Consider the following 17129-nt stretch of genomic DNA (forward strand, 5'->3'; position numbering starts at 1 on the left):
CTCGGGTATGCGTTAGAGCCGCATTTTCCATGTATATAGCAGCTCCAAGGCTTGGCGCGGACTCAGATCGTCCGGCTTGATGCATGCCAACTCCTCCAGCAGCGGGTGCGGCAGGCTGGCGAACAGGTCGTTTTGCACTGGCGGTTGGGGGCTTCCCGCCTCGCGGCGTGGTGCCTCGTGGGGGAGGCTCGTGGTTTCCAGGCGTGCCAGATGTTCGCGGGCACGGGCGATGACTGTTCCCGGCACGCCAGCCAGTTGGGCGACCGCTAGGCCGTAGCTCTGGCTGGCCGGGCCCGGCAGCACATGATGCAGGAAGACGATGCGTTCGTTGTGCTCGGTAGCCGACAAGTGCACGTTGGCCACGACTGGCTGGCTCTCCGCCAGAACAGTCAGTTCGAAGTAGTGGGTGGCGAACAGGGTCCAAGCACGCAGGCCAGCCAGGTGCTCGGCTGCTGCCCAGGCCAGCGACAGTCCATCGAAGGTGCTAGTGCCACGACCGACCTCGTCCATCAGCACCAGGCTACGCTCGGTGGCATTGTGCAGGATATTGGCGGTCTCGCTCATTTCCACCATAAAGGTGGAGCGGCCGCCAGCCAGGTCGTCGCTGGAGCCGATGCGGGTGAAGATGCGATCCACCAGAGACAGTTCGCAACTCTGTGCCGGGACGAAGCTACCGATATGGGCGAGCAGCACGATTAGCGCCGTCTGGCGCATATAGGTGGATTTGCCGCCCATGTTCGGCCCAGTGATGATCAGCATCCGGGTGCTGTCGTCGAGTTCCAGGTCATTGGCGACGAAGGGCGTGTCCAGCACCTGCTCGACGACCGGGTGGCGGCCCTGGCAGATACGCAGGCAGGGCTCCTCGACGAAACGCGGGCGGTTGAGGTCGAGATTCAGCGCCCGCTCGGCGAGGTCGGCCAGCACGTCCAGTTCGGCGAGGGCGGCCGCAGTGTCCTGCAGCGGCGCCAACTGGGCGATGAGTATTTCCAGAAGCTCCTCGTAAAGCGCCTTTTCCCGTGCCAGGGCGCGGCTCTTGGCCGACAGGGCCTTGTCTTCGAAGGCCTTCAGCTCGGGGGTGATGAAGCGCTCGGCGCCTTTCAGAGTCTGCCGGCGGATGTAATCGGCCGGTGCCTGCTCGGCCTGCACCCGCGGCAGTTCGATGTAGTAGCCATGGATGCGGTTGTAACCGACCTTGAGGTTGGGCAGGCCGGTGCGCGCCTTCTCCCGCGCCTCCAGATCCATGAGGAACTGGCCGGCGTTTTCGCTGAGCGACAGCAGCTCATCCAGTTCGGCGTCGTAGCCCTGCTTGAGCACGCCGCCGTCACGGATCACCGCCGGTGGATTGTCGATGATGGCGCGGGCCAGCAGGTCTGCTAGTTCCGGATAGATGCGGATGCTGCGGGCCAGGACCTGCAGATGTGGCGCCTCCAGAGAGGCCATTGCGGCCTGCAGCTCTGGCAGCGCGGCAAGGGCATCGCGCAAGCGGGCAAGGTCGCGCGGGCGGGCATTGCGCAGGCCGATGCGGGCGAGGATACGCTCGACGTCGCCGATCTCCTTTAGCTGCGGCTGCAGATTTTCGAAACGATAATTCTCTAGCAGGCAGGCAACGGCGTTCTGGCGCGACTCCAATACAGCATGGTCGCGCAACGGGCGGTTCAGCCAGCGCCCGAGCAGGCGGCTGCCCATGGCGGTCTGGCAGCGGTCGATCACCGACTGCAAGGTATTGTCTCGCCCGCCGGCAAGATTGATGTCCAGCTCCAAGTTGCGGCGGCTGGCGCCGTCGAGGATCACAGTGTCGTCCAGGCGCTCGTGGCGCAAGCTGCGCAGATGTGGCAGGGCTGTGCGCTGGGTTTCCCGGGCATAGCCCAGCAAGCAGCCGGCAGCGCCGATGGCCAGGCTCAGACCGCCGCAGCCGAAGCCTTTCAGGTCCTGGGTGGCGAACTGCTGGCAGAGGCTCTTGTAGGCGCTGTCGCGGTCGAAATCCCAGGGCGCCCGGCGGTGCGCGCCGCGGCGTTTCTCCAGCGGCAGGCCGGCCGGCCAGTCGTCAGGGTAGAGCAGCTCCGCGGGGTTGAGGCGTTCCAGCTCGGCCAGCAGATTTTCCCAGCCCTTGATCTCCTGCACGCTGAAACGCCCGCTGGTGATGTCCAGCACCGCCAGGCCGAACAGCCGTTCGTCGCCGAGCACTGCAGCCAGCAGGTTGTCGCGGCGTTCGTCGAGCAGGGCCTCGTCGCTGACCGTGCCGGGCGTGATGATACGCACCACTTGACGCTCAACCGGTCCCTTGGCCGTGGCCGGATCGCCGATCTGCTCGCAGATCGCCACCGATTCGCCGAGCTTGACCAGCTTGGCCAGATAACCTTCGACCGAATGAAAAGGAATCCCGGCCATTGGAATCGACTTGCCGGCTGACTGACCGCGCGCGGTGAGGGTGATGTCGAGCAGCTTGGCGGCCTTCTTGGCGTCTTCATAGAACAGCTCGTAGAAATCGCCCATGCGGTAGAAAAGCAGTTGGTCCGGATGCTCGCGCTTGAGTTTCCAATACTGCTGCATCATGGGGGTGTGCGCGGAGATGTCTATTTTATCCATTAAAATCAGTAGCTTGTAAAATGGGCGGGCGTGTGGGTGGGCCTATTCAAGCACGGTTTCGCCTGTTTTGGCGCGGACAGTTGCGATCATCCCGCCGGGAGTAAGACCGGGCACAGCGAGAGCGGACTCCTGTGGCTGACCGGGTGCTTGCCTTGGGCCGTTATCGGAGTAGGGTATCGCCCTGCTGCGATTCAGCTTGGAGAGCACCATGGACGAAATCACCCGGCTCGCCGCCGAACTCGGCGAAGGCCTGCGTGCCCTCGGCGAGCAGGCGAGCACTGCAGAGTCCTGCACCGGTGGTGGCATCGCCGAGGCCATCACCCGCATCCCCGGCAGTTCGGTCTGGTTCGAGGCCGGCTATGTTACCTATTCGAATCGCCAGAAGAGCATCCAGTTGGGAGTGCCGGCCGAGCTGCTCGAACGTTTCGGCGCAGTCAGCCAGGAAATTGTCGAGGCCATGGCTCACGGCGCACAGGCGCGCAGCGGCGCCCGCTATGCCGTGGCGGTGAGCGGCATCGCCGGGCCTGATGGTGGTTCGCCGGGAAGGCCGGTCGGCACCGTCTGGCTGGCTTGGGCCGATGGCGAGCGGCTGTTTGCGGTGCGTCGTCAGTTTGCCGGCGATCGCGGCGAAGTGCGCCGACGAACGGTGCAGGCTGCCTTGGCCGGTCTGGTCCGCCTGATTGCTGGTGAGTCGCCCGCAGGAGGTGCCGGGCATCACGGAAATGGGCCGGCACAGGGGTAGGCGGGCAGACTTTTCCTGTGCTCTAATACTGTCTACTTATACAGTATATGGCGGCCGCAAGGCCCTCTGAATACGTGAGGTCTTCAATGGACGAGAACAAGAAGCGCGCTTTGGCTGCGGCTTTGGGCCAGATCGAGAAGCAGTTCGGCAAGGGTGCGGTCATGCGCATGGGCGATCATGAGCGCCAGGCGATTCCGGCCATTTCCACGGGCTCTCTGGGGCTGGACATCGCACTTGGCATCGGTGGCCTGCCCAAGGGACGGATTGTCGAGATCTACGGTCCCGAATCCTCCGGCAAGACCACGCTGACCTTGTCGACCATCGCCGAGGCTCAGAAGCAGGGCGCCACCTGTGCTTTCGTCGATGCCGAGCATGCGCTCGATCCGGACTATGCCGCCAAGCTCGGAGTGAACGTCGACGACCTGCTGGTTTCCCAGCCGGATACCGGCGAACAGGCTTTGGAGATCACCGATATGTTGGTGCGCTCCAACGCGGTGGATGTGATCATCGTCGACTCGGTGGCGGCGCTGGTGCCCAAGGCGGAAATCGAGGGCGAGATGGGTGACCAGCACGTCGGCCTGCAGGCGCGCCTGATGTCCCAGGCGTTGCGCAAGATCACCGGCAACATCAAGAATGCCAACTGCCTGGTCATCTTCATCAACCAGATCCGCATGAAGATCGGCGTGATGTTCGGCAACCCGGAAACCACCACTGGCGGCAACGCCCTGAAGTTCTATGCCTCCGTGCGCCTGGACATCCGCCGCACCGGCGCGGTGAAGGAGGGCGACGAAGTGGTGGGCAGCGAGACCCGCGTCAAGGTGGTGAAGAACAAGGTGGCCCCGCCGTTCCGCCAGGCCGAGTTCCAGATCCTTTACGGCAAGGGCATCTATCGCAACGGTGAGATCATCGATCTCGGCGTGCAACTGGGCCTGTTGGAGAAGTCCGGCGCCTGGTACAGCTATCAGGGCAACAAGATCGGCCAAGGCAAGGCCAATGCGGCCAAGTTCCTCGAGGACAATCCGGAGGTCGCCGCGGCCATCGAGAAGAGCATCCGCGACCAACTGCTCGCCGTGCCGACCAGCGGCCGGCCGGCGGCTGTGGCCGACGAACCGGCCGACGCGGATCTCGACTACTGAGCCTGGCGATGACAGGCCTGCTCGATAGCCCCGCCGCCGTGCGGCGTGCAGCCATGGACCTGCTGGCCCGTCGTGAGCACGGCCGGGTCGAACTGGCCCGCAAGCTGGCCCGTTGCGGCGCTCCGACGGAGCTGATCGAGGCTGCCCTTGATCGTCTGGCGGAGGAAGGGCTGCTCAGCGAGGCCCGTTATCTGGACGCCTTCGTGGCCAGTCGTGCCCGTTCCGGCTACGGCCCCCTGCGGATTCGCGAGGAGCTGGCCCAGCGAGGCTTGCCGCGCCAGGCCATCGAGCAGGCGCTCCGCGAGAGCGGATTGGACTGGACCGAACTGCTGACCGACACTTGGCGACGCAAGTTCGCCGGTTGCCTGCCCGGCGATGCGCGCGAGCGTGCCCGTCAGGGGCGTTTCCTTGGCTATCGTGGCTTCCCGCCCGAGATGATCGGTCGCCTGTTGCGCGGCGGCTTGTCCGACGACTGCTGAATCTGGCGCCTTCCCAGAGCTGCCCCGCAGTCTCGTGACGGCCTCCTGTCTCGTGCCAGCCGATGGTGCTCTGGCTGGGCAGTTGCAACAGCGCTGACGCCAACGGCCTGCTGCCTGTGCAGGCCTGGAGGCATCGTTCGGATCAGGCCTTGACGGCCCAGTTCTGCGAAAGGTTGATGAAGTTGAGCAGTTCGCGCAGGCGGCCGTGATCGCGGGCGTTGAAGATGAAGCTCAGACGCAGCAGGTGGCAGAGTTCCGGTTCGTCCTGTTCGCTTTCGCAGTAGCCCTGCTGCTCGAAGGTGCCGTTCAGGCAGAGATCAGCGAACTCGTCGCGTAGGTGCATCAGCGCCGCTTCGCTCAAAGGGTGGTGCATACGGATGACGAAACGGTCTTTGATCCAGCGGCTGGAGTGGTAGTTGCGGTAGAACTGGGCGATTTCCTCGGCCGCCTCTTCGGCGCTGCTGACCAGGCTGAGCAGGTGCATGTCGCTGGGCAGGATGTAGCGATTGCCCTCCAGTTGCCTGCGGATGAATTGCAGGGCATCGGCCCAGTAGGTGCCGCCGGGCTCGTCCAGCAGGACTACCGGAACCAGCGGACTCTTGCCGGTCTGGATCAGGGTCAGCACTTCCAGCGCCTCGTCCAGAGTGCCGAAGCCGCCCGGGCAGAGTATCAGCGCATCGGCCTCCTTGACGAAGAACAGCTTGCGCACGAAGAAGAAGTGGAAGGACATCAGATTCGACGTGCCTTCGACCGTGGCGTTGGCATGCTGTTCGAAGGGCAGGGTGATATTGAAGCCCAAGCTGTTTTCCAGTCCGGCGCCTTCGTGGGCGGCAGCCATGATGCCACCACCGGCACCCGTGATGACCATCAGGTCGTGGCGCGCCAGGGTGTGGCCGAGTTCGCGGGCCAGGGCGTACAGCGGGTGTTCGATCGGCGTGCGTGCCGAGCCGAATACGGTGACCTTGCGACGGCGCTTGAACTGTTCGAGGCGGCTGAAGGCTTGCTCCATTTCGCGCAGGGTCTGCAGCATGATCTTGGCGTCCCAGCGGTTGCGGTCGGCTTGGGCCATGCGGATGACGGTGTAGAGCATCTCCCGGTAGAGGGGGAGGTTGGGACTGGTTTCAGGAACGATTTCATCGACCAGCGCATCGACGAGGGCATTGATGTCGACGCCGCTGGTCTGGAAGTGACGAGAAAGAAACTCGTCCGATTCGAAAGGCATGGACTTCTCCTTGAGCGCGGAATCTTGACGATGCTGCGAGCAGCATCGCTCCGATGGCAGGCCTTGGTCATCATGACGGCCCGGTATGGCGGCGGTCGGTCCATTATTCATTCCGGCTCGCACGGCCATCTTACTGCCGCTTTTTCTTAGATTGCTATTTGCTCGCCTCGCTCGGGAATGTTGGCCGTCCAGTTCAGACGCTCGTGCAGAGCCTGCTGCAGAGCCTGCATTTTTTCCAGTTCCCCGTGGACCAGATAGAGCTCGGGGCGGTGGTCGAAATGCTGTACCCAGTCGATCAGCTGGGATTGGCCGGCGTGAGCCGAGAAGCCGCCGAGGGTATGCACCTGGGCGCGTACGGCAATGCGCTGGTGGAGGACCTTCACAGTGCTGGCACCGTCGACGATGCGCCGTCCCAGGGTGCCCTGCGCCTGGAAGCCAGGGAACACCAGGTGGCACTCCTCGCGCCAGAGGTTGTGCTTGAAGTGGTGGACGATTCGTCCGCCAGTGCACATGCCGCTGCCGGCGATGATGATGGCACCGCTCTTGATCCGGTTGATCGCCATCGACTCCTCGGGAGTGGGCGTCATGCGCAGGATCGGCAGCCAGTCCTCGGCACGTTTGACACCTCTGGCCTGCAGCAGGTTGCGGTCGACCGGATCGAACTCCGCGGCGAAGCGCGAATAGATGGCATTGGCACGGATCGCCATGGGACTGTCGAGGAACACCGCCTGCTGGGGCAGGCGACCCTCCTGGTAGAAGCGCCCCAGGTAGAAAAGCAGGTCTTGGGTACGGCCGACGGCGAAGGAGGGAATCAGCACGTTGCCGCCGTCGCGATGGGCGGTCTGCAGGATTTCGGCGAACTCCTCGAGGGTGTCCTCGGTGCGGCGGTGGTCGCGGTCGCCGTAGGTGGATTCGAGCAGCACCACGTCGGCCCGCGATAGCGGAGTCGGGTCGCGCATTAGCGGCGTGCAGGTATTGCCGAGGTCGCCGGAGAACACGAGATGGCGGGTCAGATGGTGATCGTGCAGTTCCATCTCGACGATGGCCGAGCCGAGGATGTGCCCGGCGGTGTGAAAGGTGACGATCACCCCGGGGGCCACTTCCAGCGCTTTGCCATAGGGCTGCGGGCGGCACAGGGAGAGTGCCTTCTCGGCGTCGGTCGTGGTGTAGAGCGGCTGTACCGGCGGCTTGCCGAGGCGAGCCCGCCACTTGTTCTCCCATTCGGCATCGTTTTCCTGCAGATGGGCCGAGTCCAGCAGCATCAGGCCCATCAGCTCGCAGGTAGCCTCGGTGGCGAAGATCGGCCCCTGGTAGCCGGAGGCGACCAGGCGCGGCAGGAGGCCGCTGTGATCGATGTGTGCATGGGAGACGACCACGGCATGGAGGCTGCCAGGGTCGAAAGGGAACGGCCGGGCATTGCCTTCCTCTTCCTCGCGGTGTCCCCCTTGGCGCATGCCGCACTCGAGCAGCACACGGCTGCCGTCGCGTGTCTCGACCAGGTAGCAGGAGCCGGTCACTTCTTGAATCGCACCGAGAAAGCTGAGCAGAGCCATGATGTTTCCTTGACCACGGAAGGTTGGGCAGCGCGCCGGCAGTGGCCACCGGCCTGCCCTGATATAAACCATCATAGCCGCAGGCCGAACCAATCGATATATGAGCGCGACTCGCTCCTGGCCGATCGGGAGGCGATAGTCGGAAGGCGTAGCGATCGCGTTGCCGGCTGGCCGATGGGCCGCATCGGCGAGTCCAGGCGCGGGAAGATGGCATAGACTGCAATGGATACCGATGATGGAGCCCGCAATGCCTCAGATTCTCCCGCCTCTCGCCGAGCTGGACGAGCACGCCCGGGTCGAGCCTTCCTTTGCCCAGTGGCGCCAGGGCTATGGTCCCCTGCAGCATGTCGCCGAAACCCAGGCCGGGGTGTTCCGATTGGCCCACCAACTGGTCCAGGCCGGCCTGCAGCCGGATGTAGCCAGCGTCTACCGCCTGCTGCACGCGCTCGATCGGCTGAGCGCTGCAGGACTCTGGCTGGTGGTGCACATGACCTACGCCCGGCGTGTGCGTCTGGATGGTGCGCCGCTCGTGGCCGAGGATTTCAAGTCCCATCCGGAGGGCCATACCGGCGGTGCGCTGAACATGGTGTCGGCCTATGCCGGCTATCTCGCGCTGAATGTCCTGAGCGGCGAGAACCGCGGCTGGCTGATGGGCCAGGGGCATTGCGTGGCGGCCATCGATGCGCTCAATCTGCTGACCGGCAACCAGCTGCCCGAGCAGGCCAACGCCTATCCCTGCGACGAGGCGGGCATGACCCGGCTGGCGCAAGACTTCTACGGCTACCGGCAGGCCGCGCCACTGGGCAGTCATGTCAACGCCCATACCGCCGGCGGGATTGCCGAGGGTGGCTATCTCGGCTTCGCCGAACTGCAATATGCACACCTGCCCTTGCCGGGCGAGACCCTGGTGGCCTTCCTCTCCGATGGTGCCGCCGAGGAGCAGCGCGGCAGCGACTGGATGCCGCGCTGGTGGCGTGCCGAGGACTGTGGTGTGGCACTGCCGGTGATGATCGCCAACGGCCGGCGCATCGAGCAGCGTACCGATCTGGGCAGCCACGAGGGGCTGGAGGGCTTCCGCCAGCACCTGCGCCGCTGTGGCTTCGATCCGATCGGCTTCGACGGCCGCGATCCGGCGGCTTTTGCCTGCACCCTCTGGGAAATGCAGCAGCGCCTGGGGCGGCGGGTGGAGGAGCTGGAACGGGGTATTCTGCGCTACCCGCTGCCGATTCCCTATGGCATCGCCGAGACGGTGAAGGGCTTTGGCTTCTACGGCGCCGGTAGCAATGCCGCGCACAACCTGCCGTTGCCCGGTTGTCCGCGGCGCGACGCCGACTCGCGGGAGCTGTTCAATCGCTATGCGGCGGCGCTCTGGGTGCCGCCCCAGGAGCTTTTCGCCGCCTGCGCCCTGTTCGCCGCTGCGCGTCAGGGACGTCCGCTGCCGCGCGACAATCCGCTGGCTACCCGCTATCCGCCGGCGCCAGCGACTCCAGCGCTGTACTACCGCGAGCCGGGCGAGCAGGCTTCGCCGATGGGCGCGCTGGACCGTTTCTTCGTCGATCTGGTACAGGCCAATCCGGGGCTGCGGCCACGGGTCGGCAATCCGGACGAATTGGCCAGCAATCGTCTGGGCGGCGTGCTCACGGCACTCAAACATCGCGTCTGCCAGCCCGAGAGCGAGCTGGAGGCGCTGGACGGCAAGGTCATCACCGTGCTGAACGAGGAGGCGGTGGTGTCCGCCTGTCTGGGCAATCAGGGTGGGCTCAACCTGGTGGCCAGCTACGAAGCCTTCTGCGTAAAGATGCTCGGTGCGGTGCGCCAGTGCCTGATCTTCGCCCGTCAACAGAAGGAGGCCGGTCGTCCGGCCGGCTGGCTGGGATGGCCGCTGGTGGCCACCTCGCACACCTGGGAGAACGGCAAGAACCAGCAGTCGCATCAGGACACCACCTTCAGCGAGGCGCTGCTCGGTGAGATGGGCGACATGCTGCGGGTGCTCTTCCCGGCCGACCACAACAGCCTGCTGGCCCTGCTGCCGTCCGTGTACGAGGCACGTGGACAGCTGGCGTGCCTGGTGGTGCCCAAGCGCGAGCGCCCGGTGCTCTTCGAGCCCGGGCAGGCCGAGCAGTTGGCCCGTGAAGGGGCGCTGGTCGTCGAGGAGCGGGTCGGTGCCGAGCCGTTGCTGCTGATCGCCAACGGCAGCTACCAGCTGGCCGAGATGCTCCGCGCAGCCGAGCGCCTGAAAGCAGCCGGCCAGGCGTACCGGCTGGTCTACCTGCAGGAGCCGGGACGCTTCCGCGCGCCGCGCGACCGCTGGGAGGCGGCGGCGCTGGCCGATGGCGAATCGATCGGCCGGTTGTTCCCGGCCAGCCACGAGCGTCGCGTCCTGCTGACCCATATGCGCCCGGAGGTCGCCCGCGGACATCTCTGGCCGATCCTGCCGGACGCGCGCCGTGCGCTGGCGCTTGGCTACCGCAACGCCGGCGGCACCCTGGACGAGGCCGGCATGCTGTTCGCCAACCGTGCCAGCTGGGCCCATGTCCTGGAGGCCTGTACCACGCTGCTGGAGGTGCCGGCCGCCGCGCTGCTCACCCGGGAAGAAGCCGATATCCTTGCCGGCCACGGTGATCCGGCACGATTGCGTGCCGCCGGCGAAGGCGGCTGAGCGGTGTCTGTCGCGTCGCCGGCGCCGCTTACAGGTTGCAGTCGGCGGCGCGGTAGCGTTCGGTGGTCACCGGGCGGTTGCTCTGGTACTCGCTGAACTGGTAACGCAGCACCGCGCCCTTGGCGAGCAGCTGGCGGAAGCCCCGGTTGCTGCACACGCTGCCCAGCAGCTGGCTGCGCACGGTGTCCGGATGGGAGCGCATCTGCTGGGCATGCGAGGCGCGCACGCTGAGGTGGTTGATCAGTTCGTTGTCCTCCACCGTGTAGCCCTGGTCGAGGATATCCTCGTTGATCGCGCGCGGAGTGCCTACGCTGCTTTCCTTGGCCACCTTCTCCAGCATCTTGGTCAGCTCGAAGTCCTTGAGAGAGGCGGCCAGGGCCGTCGTCGGCAGAAGGAAGCAGAGGGCAAGGGCAGTCGGTCGCAACATGGAAGTCTCCTGGAGTGTGGGTGTGCCGGCGATCCGAGCCGATATTCCGGCAGTCGAGGCGTCGCATTATAGGTGTGTCGGCGACAGCGACAATCACGGCATCCCGCCCGGTGTGCCCTGGCACTCTGCTAGACTGCCGCCCCCCGACTTCTTGTCCAGCTCGAAGACTGTGTCCATTCCGCCTGATTTTTGCACTGCACCCGTGAGCCATGCCGTGTCCCGCTTGCGCGAGGAGCGTCTGGCGCGCAGCCTGAAGCCCTTTCAGGCGCGCGGCTCGCGGACACCGCGCTGTCCGGCCTGCCGGGTGTCGATCAGCCATTGCCTGTGCGCCTGGCGCCCGCGGATCGAGGCCGAGTCCGGCGTCTGCCTGCTGATGCACGACATCGAGCCGCTCAAGCCGAGCAATACCGGCTGGCTGATCGCCGACGTGGTGGCCGATACTGCCGCCTTCGGCTGGTCGCGTACCGAGGTGGATGCGCGTCTGCCGGCGTTGCTCGGCGATCCGCAGTGGCAGCCCTATGTGGTGTTCCCCGGTGAGTACGCGGCGCCGCAGCGGGTGGTCGGCGAAGTCCGTCGGGAGCCGGACCGGCGGCCGCTGTTCATCCTCCTTGATGCGACCTGGACCGAGGCGCGCAAGATGTTTCGCAAGAGTCCCTATCTCGACGGACTGCCGGTGCTCGGCCTGCAGCCGGAGCAGCTGTCGCGCTATCGCCTGCGCCGTTCGAAGCGAGACGACCACCTGTGCACGGCAGAGGTGGCCGCGCTCTGCCTGGAGCTGGCCGGGGATCTGCGTGCCGGCGAGGCGCTGGCAGCCTACCTGGATGTGTTCACCGAGCACTACCTGGCGGCCAAGCAGAGTCGTCCCGTCGATCCCGACGACGAGGCCCACCGGCGTCTGCGTGCTTTTCTCTGAAGCGGCCAATCGGTGCAAAACGTTGGGGCATGCCAAGCGAAGCGCCCCGTCCTGCTCGAAAACGCGTAAACTGCCGTTTTCCGCCTGAATGACCGGCTACGCCCGTTCTGCGGGTGTGGGGCCTCCGGCAGGTTGCTCGTCCTGTCCCGGCTCGCTGTCGCATCAGGTCTTCACGACAAGAAACGGGATCTGCCAATGCTTTCTTATGAAATCCTGATCGCCGATGACCATCCGCTATTCCGCAGTGCCTTGCAGCAGGCTCTGACCCTCGGGCTCGGCCCCGTGGTACGGCTGGTGGAGGCGGACAGCATCGCTGCGCTGGAGGCTCGCCTGGAGGAGAAGGCGGACTGGGACCTGGTTCTGCTCGATCTCAACATGCCCGGTGCCCACGGCTTTTCCGGGCTGGTCCTGCTGCGTGGGCAGTATCCGCAGATTCCGGTGGTGATGATCTCCGCCCAGGAGGAGGCCGCCGTGGTGGCGCGGGCTCGCGAGTTCGGCGCCACCGGCTTCATCCCCAAATCCAGCGCTCTGGAAACCCTGCAGCAGGCGGTGCGCGCGGTGCTCGACGGCGACGAGTGGTGGCCGCCACAGCTCCAGGAGACGGTCAGCGTTTCCGCCGAGGCGAAGGCCGCCAGCGCCGGTCTGGCCAGTCTGACGCCGCAGCAGTTCCGGGTGCTGAGCATGGTCTGCGACGGCCTGCTGAACAAGCAGATCGCCTATGAGCTGGGCGTCTCCGAGGCGACCGTCAAGGCCCACGTGACGGCGATCTTCCGCAAGCTCGGGGTGCGCACCCGCACCCAGGCGGCCCTGCTGCTGCAGCAGCTGGAGTCGTTGCCGGCCTAAGGCTTCTCGCCGCCGTCGCTCGTCAGGCGATCGGCGGCAGGACGATCTCGTCGCTACGCCGTACTCCGGCGGTCAGTGCCCGGCACTGCTCGAGAAATTCGCGCATGGCTGCGGTGTGCAGCTTCTGCTTGTGCCAGAGGAAGCAGAACTGCCGCCTCAGGTCCAGCTCCGGAGTTTCCACCGGTACCAGGCTGCCGCGGCGGAAGGCGTCGCGCAGCGCCAGGCGGGAAATGCAGCCGATCCCCAGACTGGACTCGACCGCCCGCTTGATCGCTTCGGTATGTTCCAGCTCAAGGCGGATGTTCAGCGCCGGGCGATGATGGCGCATGGCCTGATCGAAGGTCAGGCGGGTGCCCGAGCCCTGTTCGCGGAGGATCCAGGCCTCGCCGGCCAGCTCGTCCAGGCTTGCCCGGCCGCGCCGTGCCAGCGGGTGCTGTGGGGCGCAGAACACCACCAGTTCGTCTTCCACCCAGGGCTGCAATTCCACGTCGGGATGCTGGCAGCTGCCCTCGATCAGACCGAGATCCAGCTCGTGATTGGCCACCTGCTGGAGGATGTGTGCGGTGTTCTGCACATGCAGTCGGACCCGCGACTGCGGATGGCGCTGCATGAAGGCGCCGATCAGCAAGGTCGCCAGGTAGTTGCCCACGGTCAGCGTGGCGCCGACCGCCAGCGAGCCGAAGCCCTCCTTGCCGTCGAGCAGGTCCTCGATTTCCCGTGCCTGGTTGAGCAGCGCCATCGCCTGGGGCAGCAACTGCCGGCCCAAGGCGTTGAGTTTCAGGCGCTTGCCGACCCGATCAAAGAGCAGGCAGTCGGACTGACGCTCCAGCTCGGTCAGCGAGGTGCTGGCCGCCGACTGGGAAAGGGCGAGGGACTCGGCCGCACGGGTGACGCTTTCCAAGCGGGCCACGGCGGCGAAAACCTCAAGCTGGCGCAGGGTGAATCGCATATCTATATAACCGATTATCTATATCTTGATAATTTACTTAACAGATAGTTTGCCGCCTCCTAGAATGGACGGCAATCGTGCCGCCAGGCAGCACCACCCTCGAAGGAGCCCCGAATGAGCAACCTGAACGTAGAGCGTGTCCTCAGTGTTCACCACTGGAACGATACCCTGTTCAGTTTCAAGACCACCCGCAACCCAGGCCTGCGTTTCGAGAACGGTCAGTTCGTGATGATCGGCCTCGAGGTCGAGGGACGCCCCCTGATGCGTGCCTACAGCATTGCCAGCCCGAACTACGAGGAGCATCTCGAGTTCTTCAGCATCAAGGTGCAGAACGGTCCGCTCACTTCGCGTCTGCAGCACCTGAAGGAGGGCGACGAGCTGATGATCAGCCGCAAGCCCACCGGCACCCTAGTGACCGGCGACCTGCTGCCCGGCAAGCACCTCTACATGCTCAGCACCGGCACCGGTCTGGCGCCCTTCATGAGCCTGATCCAGGACCCGGAGGTCTACGAGCGCTTCGAGAAGGTTGTGCTGATCCACGGCGTGCGCCAGGTCAGCGAGCTGGCCTATCAGCAGTTCATCACCGAGCACCTGCCGCAGAACGAGTACTTCGGCGATGCGGTGAAGGAAAAGCTGATCTATTACCCCACGGTCACCCGCGAGTCCTACCGAAACCAGGGACGGCTCACCGACCTGATGCGCAACGGCAAGCTGTTCGAAGATATCGGTCTGCCGCCGCTCAATCCGCAGGACGACCGCGCGATGATCTGTGGCAGCCCGAGCATGCTCGACGAGAGCTGCGAGGTGCTCGACAGCTTCGGCCTGAAGATCTCCCCGCGCATGGGCGAGCCGGGCGACTACCTGATCGAGCGCGCCTTCGTCGAGAAGTAAACTTCAGTGCCTCTGACCGAAGCCCGGCTTGTCCGGGCTTCTGCGTTTCAAGGCGTGTCGTTCAGGCCCGTTGCACTTCCAGCACGCGGATCAGCCCCGGTTGCGGGTAGTGCCAGCGCACCTCCACATCCCAGAAGCGTACCCCGTAGCGGCGCGCAGGCTCGGGTACCTGGTAAGCGGGGCGAGGATCCTGGGCCAGGCATTGCTCGATGAGTTCGACCAGTGGCTCGCCCAGGCGTACCGCGTGCTCCTGCGCCTGCAGCAGCGCCGGCGCGTTCCACTCCAGCGGAATCGCCGACGGCGGTGCCTCGGCGATGGCGTTGCAGGCCGCGGGCAGGCAGTCGGCGTAGGGCACATAGGGTTTGATGTCGAGCACCGGCGTACCGTCCAGCAGGTCGATGCCGGACAGCCACAGGCGCCCCGGCTCGACTTTCTCCAGCTTGACCACCGACTGGCCGATGCCGTTCGGGCGGTGGGTCGAGCGGGTGGCAAACACCCCGAGCGAGCGGTTGCCACCCAGGCGGGGAGGACGGACCTTGAGGCGTGGTCTGTCCTCCAAGGCTTGGTGGAAGAGAAACAGCAGCCAGACGTGACTGACCTGCTCGAGGCCCTCGATAGCCTGTGCCTGGTCGAAGGGTGGCAGCAGTTCCAGCATGCCGCGGGCGGCTGGCGCCAGTTGCGGCTGACGCGGAATGGCGAATTTCTCCTTGAAGCAGGAGCGCAGGTAGCCGATCGGCGAGACGGAATAGAGCATGCTGGCAGGTGTATTCAGGCGGGCCGCCATGGTAGCGCATTCGATGGGCGGCTGCCCTGTCAGCGGGGGCTTTCGGCCTTGTGCGGATCGTTCTTGCGCAGACCACGCACGTTCATCAGCGCCAGGCACAGCTGCAGAACGATCAGGGCCCAGGCATGGGCGTGCCAGCCCCAGAAGACCCAAAGCGCATTGCTGAGCAGAAAGCACCAGAAGCCGATGGTGCGCCTGCGCAGATTCAGCGAGCCGATCAGCCAGGCCGCTACCACGGTGGCAACCATCGCCGGCCATTGGGTGAAGTCAAGCCAGTCCACCTGCATAATCCTCCCGTCGTAGCGGCCGGCCGGGAAGAGCGGACAGGCCGAAGGCTGCTACTCAATGAGAGCCTCCGGCGCCGCGGATGTTCGGCGAAGCGCCCGCCGTGAGCCGACGGGCGTTGCCGCTGGAGCTTACTTCAGTTGCACCAGGCTTTCGGCGATCTTCTGCTTCCAGACCGCCGGACCGGTGATGTGCACCGACTCGCCTTTGGCGTCGACGGCCACGGTGACCGGCATGTCCTTGACTTCGAACTCGTAGATCGCTTCCATGCCCAGTTCCGGGAAGGCCAGGGTCTTCGAGGCCTTGATCGCCTGGGCGACCAGATAGGCGGCGCCGCCAACGGCCATCAGGTACACGGCCTTGTTGTCCTTGATCGCTTCGATGGCGACCGGGCCGCGCTCGGACTTACCGATCATGCCCAGGAGGCCGGTCTGCTCGAGGATCTGGCGGGTGAACTTGTCCATACGGGTCGCAGTGGTCGGACCGGCCGGACCGACCACCTCGTCGCGCACCGGATCGACCGGGCCGACGTAGTAGATGAAGCGGCCTTTCAGGTCCACCGGCAGCTTCTCGCCGGCGTTCAGCATGTCGACCATGCGCTTGTGCGCGGCGTCGCGGCCGGTCAGCATCTTACCGTTGAGCAGCAGGGTCTCGCCCGGCTTCCAGCTCTGCACTTCTTCCGGGGTGACGGTGTCGAGGTTGACGCGGCGGGCGCTCGGGCCGGCTTCCCAGACGATTTCCGGATAGGCGTCCAGGCTCGGGGCTTCCAGGCTGGCCGGGCCGGAACCGTCGAGCACGAAGTGGGCGTGGCGGGTGGCGGCGCAGTTGGGGATCATGCACACCGGCAGGGAAGCGGCATGGGTCGGATAATCCTTGATCTTCACATCGAGGACGGTGGTCAGGCCGCCCAGGCCTTGGGCGCCGATGCCCAGCTGGTTGACCTTCTCGAACAGCTCGAGGCGCAGCTCCTCGACGCGGTTCTGCGGGCCGCGGGCCTTCAGCTCATGGATGTCGATCTCTTCCATGAGGGATTCCTTGGCGAGCAGGGCGGCCTTCTCGGCGGTACCGCCGATGCCGATGCCGAGCATGCCCGGCGGGCACCAGCCGGCGCCCATTTCCGGCACGGTCTTCAGCACCCAGTCGACGATGGAGTCGGAGGGGTTGAGCATGCCCATCTTCGACTTGTTCTCGGAGCCGCCGCCCTTGGCGGCGACGTCCACTTCCACCTTGTCGCCGGGGACGAGGGAGTAGTGGATGACCGCCGGGGTGTTGTCCTTGGTGTTCTTGCGGGCACCGGCCGGATCGGCCAGGATCGAGGCGCGCAGGACGTTTTCCGGCAGGTTGTAGGCGCGGCGCACGCCCTCGTTGATCATGTCGTCTACACTCATGGTGGCGCCGTCCCAGCGGACGTCCATGCCGACCTTGACGAACACGGTGACGATGCCGGTGTCCTGGCAGATCGGGCGATGACCGGTGGCACACATGCGCGAGTTGATCAGGATCTGGGCAATGGAGTCGCGGGCAGCCGGCGACTCTTCGCGCAGGTAGGCCTCGTGCATGGCCTGGATGAAGTCGACGGGGTGGTAATAGGAGATGAACTGCAAGGCGTCGGCGACGCTTTGAATCAGATCATCTTGCTTGATTACGGTCATGCTGCGCT

General features: G+C 65.3%; 15 protein-coding genes. 7 read left to right on the plus strand and 8 right to left on the minus strand.

Translation table 11 applies throughout. From position 1 onward, the window contains the following. Nucleotides 1-12: 12 nt before the first annotated feature. Nucleotides 13-2586 carry a DNA mismatch repair protein MutS gene (mutS, locus tag Atro_RS19110; RefSeq protein WP_497924809.1) on the minus strand — a complete coding sequence of 858 codons (2574 nt, stop codon included), beginning with the start codon at nt 2584-2586 and terminating at the stop codon, nt 13-15. Between the two features lie 208 nt (nt 2587-2794). Here mutS and Atro_RS19115 point away from each other — a divergent pair, with 208 nt between their 5' ends. From Atro_RS19115 to recX, 3 genes are all read left to right on the plus strand, one after another. Beyond that, nucleotides 2795-3328 (plus strand): CinA family protein, encoded by a 534-nt coding sequence (locus Atro_RS19115; protein ID WP_497924811.1) that lies wholly within the window; start codon nt 2795-2797, stop codon nt 3326-3328. Between the two features lie 86 nt (nt 3329-3414). Continuing rightward, the gene (gene recA / locus Atro_RS19120; RefSeq protein ID WP_497924813.1) at nt 3415-4464 is read left to right on the plus strand and encodes a recombinase RecA; all 1050 of its coding nucleotides are present in this window, start codon (nt 3415-3417) and stop codon (nt 4462-4464) included. 8 nt (nt 4465-4472) lie between these two features. After that, complete coding sequence (gene recX / locus Atro_RS19125; RefSeq protein WP_497924815.1) at nt 4473-4943, plus strand: recombination regulator RecX; 471 nt, start codon at nt 4473-4475, stop codon at nt 4941-4943. A gap of 142 nt (nt 4944-5085) precedes the next feature. On the opposite strand, the gene Atro_RS19130 is transcribed toward recX, so the two are convergent. Both Atro_RS19130 and Atro_RS19135 read right to left on the minus strand, forming a co-directional pair. Beyond that, nucleotides 5086-6165, minus strand: a complete 1080-nt coding sequence (locus Atro_RS19130; RefSeq protein ID WP_497924817.1) for an LOG family protein — start codon at nt 6163-6165, stop codon at nt 5086-5088. A 146-nt stretch (nt 6166-6311) separates the two neighbouring features. Then, nucleotides 6312-7718 (minus strand): MBL fold metallo-hydrolase RNA specificity domain-containing protein, encoded by a 1407-nt coding sequence (locus Atro_RS19135; RefSeq protein ID WP_497924819.1) that lies wholly within the window; start codon nt 7716-7718, stop codon nt 6312-6314. A gap of 247 nt (nt 7719-7965) precedes the next feature. Here Atro_RS19135 and Atro_RS19140 point away from each other — a divergent pair, with 247 nt between their 5' ends. Beyond that, nucleotides 7966-10377 carry a phosphoketolase family protein gene (locus Atro_RS19140; RefSeq protein ID WP_497924821.1) on the plus strand — a complete coding sequence of 804 codons (2412 nt, stop codon included), beginning with the start codon at nt 7966-7968 and terminating at the stop codon, nt 10375-10377. Between the two features lie 28 nt (nt 10378-10405). On the opposite strand, the gene Atro_RS19145 is transcribed toward Atro_RS19140, so the two are convergent. Next, a complete protein-coding gene (locus Atro_RS19145) occupies nt 10406-10804 on the minus strand; it encodes a quorum-sensing-regulated virulence factor family protein (RefSeq protein ID WP_497924823.1) in 399 nt (132 codons plus the stop codon). A 202-nt stretch (nt 10805-11006) separates the two neighbouring features. Here Atro_RS19145 and Atro_RS19150 point away from each other — a divergent pair, with 202 nt between their 5' ends. After that, a complete protein-coding gene (locus Atro_RS19150; protein ID WP_497924824.1) occupies nt 11007-11717 on the plus strand; it encodes a tRNA-uridine aminocarboxypropyltransferase in 711 nt (236 codons plus the stop codon). 195 nt (nt 11718-11912) lie between these two features. Next, the gene (gene erdR / locus Atro_RS19155) at nt 11913-12560 is read left to right on the plus strand and encodes a response regulator transcription factor ErdR (RefSeq protein ID WP_497924826.1); all 648 of its coding nucleotides are present in this window, start codon (nt 11913-11915) and stop codon (nt 12558-12560) included. Nucleotides 12561-12582: 22 nt separating this feature from the next. Here the strand turns inward: erdR and Atro_RS19160 are convergent, their stop codons facing one another. Then, entirely contained in the window at nt 12583-13509 is a 927-nt protein-coding gene (locus tag Atro_RS19160; protein WP_497924828.1) for a LysR family transcriptional regulator, read from the minus strand. Between the two features lie 114 nt (nt 13510-13623). Here Atro_RS19160 and fpr point away from each other — a divergent pair, with 114 nt between their 5' ends. Continuing rightward, a complete protein-coding gene (fpr, locus tag Atro_RS19165; protein WP_497924830.1) occupies nt 13624-14400 on the plus strand; it encodes a ferredoxin-NADP reductase in 777 nt (258 codons plus the stop codon). 61 nt (nt 14401-14461) lie between these two features. Here fpr and tsaA read toward each other — a convergent pair whose 3' ends face one another. The 3 genes from tsaA to Atro_RS19180 form a co-directional block, all read right to left on the minus strand. Then, nucleotides 14462-15154, minus strand: coding sequence for a tRNA (N6-threonylcarbamoyladenosine(37)-N6)-methyltransferase TrmO (gene tsaA / locus Atro_RS19170; RefSeq protein WP_497927712.1), 693 nt, complete (start codon nt 15152-15154; stop codon nt 14462-14464). Between the two features lie 59 nt (nt 15155-15213). Next, nucleotides 15214-15465 (minus strand): hypothetical protein, encoded by a 252-nt coding sequence (locus tag Atro_RS19175; RefSeq protein ID WP_497924832.1) that lies wholly within the window; start codon nt 15463-15465, stop codon nt 15214-15216. A 135-nt stretch (nt 15466-15600) separates the two neighbouring features. Then, on the minus strand, nt 15601-17121 hold the full coding sequence (locus Atro_RS19180; RefSeq protein ID WP_497924834.1) for a fumarate hydratase: 1521 nt from the start codon (nt 17119-17121) through the stop codon (nt 15601-15603). Between the last annotated feature and the right edge of the window lie 8 nt (nt 17122-17129).

The organism is Azotobacter tropicalis (assembly GCF_059739045.1).

Coding starts and splice junctions, on each gene's coding strand:
- mutS (WP_497924809.1), bottom strand. CDS start 2,586: ATGGATAAAATAGACATCTCCGCGCACACCCCCATGATGCAGCAGTAT.
- Atro_RS19115 (WP_497924811.1), top strand. CDS start 2,795: ATGGACGAAATCACCCGGCTCGCCGCCGAACTCGGCGAAGGCCTGCGT.
- recA (WP_497924813.1), top strand. CDS start 3,415: ATGGACGAGAACAAGAAGCGCGCTTTGGCTGCGGCTTTGGGCCAGATC.
- recX (WP_497924815.1), top strand. CDS start 4,473: ATGACAGGCCTGCTCGATAGCCCCGCCGCCGTGCGGCGTGCAGCCATG.
- Atro_RS19130 (WP_497924817.1), bottom strand. CDS start 6,165: ATGCCTTTCGAATCGGACGAGTTTCTTTCTCGTCACTTCCAGACCAGC.
- Atro_RS19135 (WP_497924819.1), bottom strand. CDS start 7,718: ATGGCTCTGCTCAGCTTTCTCGGTGCGATTCAAGAAGTGACCGGCTCC.
- Atro_RS19140 (WP_497924821.1), top strand. CDS start 7,966: ATGCCTCAGATTCTCCCGCCTCTCGCCGAGCTGGACGAGCACGCCCGG.
- Atro_RS19145 (WP_497924823.1), bottom strand. CDS start 10,804: ATGTTGCGACCGACTGCCCTTGCCCTCTGCTTCCTTCTGCCGACGACG.
- erdR (WP_497924826.1), top strand. CDS start 11,913: ATGCTTTCTTATGAAATCCTGATCGCCGATGACCATCCGCTATTCCGC.
- Atro_RS19160 (WP_497924828.1), bottom strand. CDS start 13,509: ATGCGATTCACCCTGCGCCAGCTTGAGGTTTTCGCCGCCGTGGCCCGC.
- fpr (WP_497924830.1), top strand. CDS start 13,624: ATGAGCAACCTGAACGTAGAGCGTGTCCTCAGTGTTCACCACTGGAAC.
- tsaA (WP_497927712.1), bottom strand. CDS start 15,154: ATGCTCTATTCCGTCTCGCCGATCGGCTACCTGCGCTCCTGCTTCAAG.
- Atro_RS19180 (WP_497924834.1), bottom strand. CDS start 17,121: ATGACCGTAATCAAGCAAGATGATCTGATTCAAAGCGTCGCCGACGCC.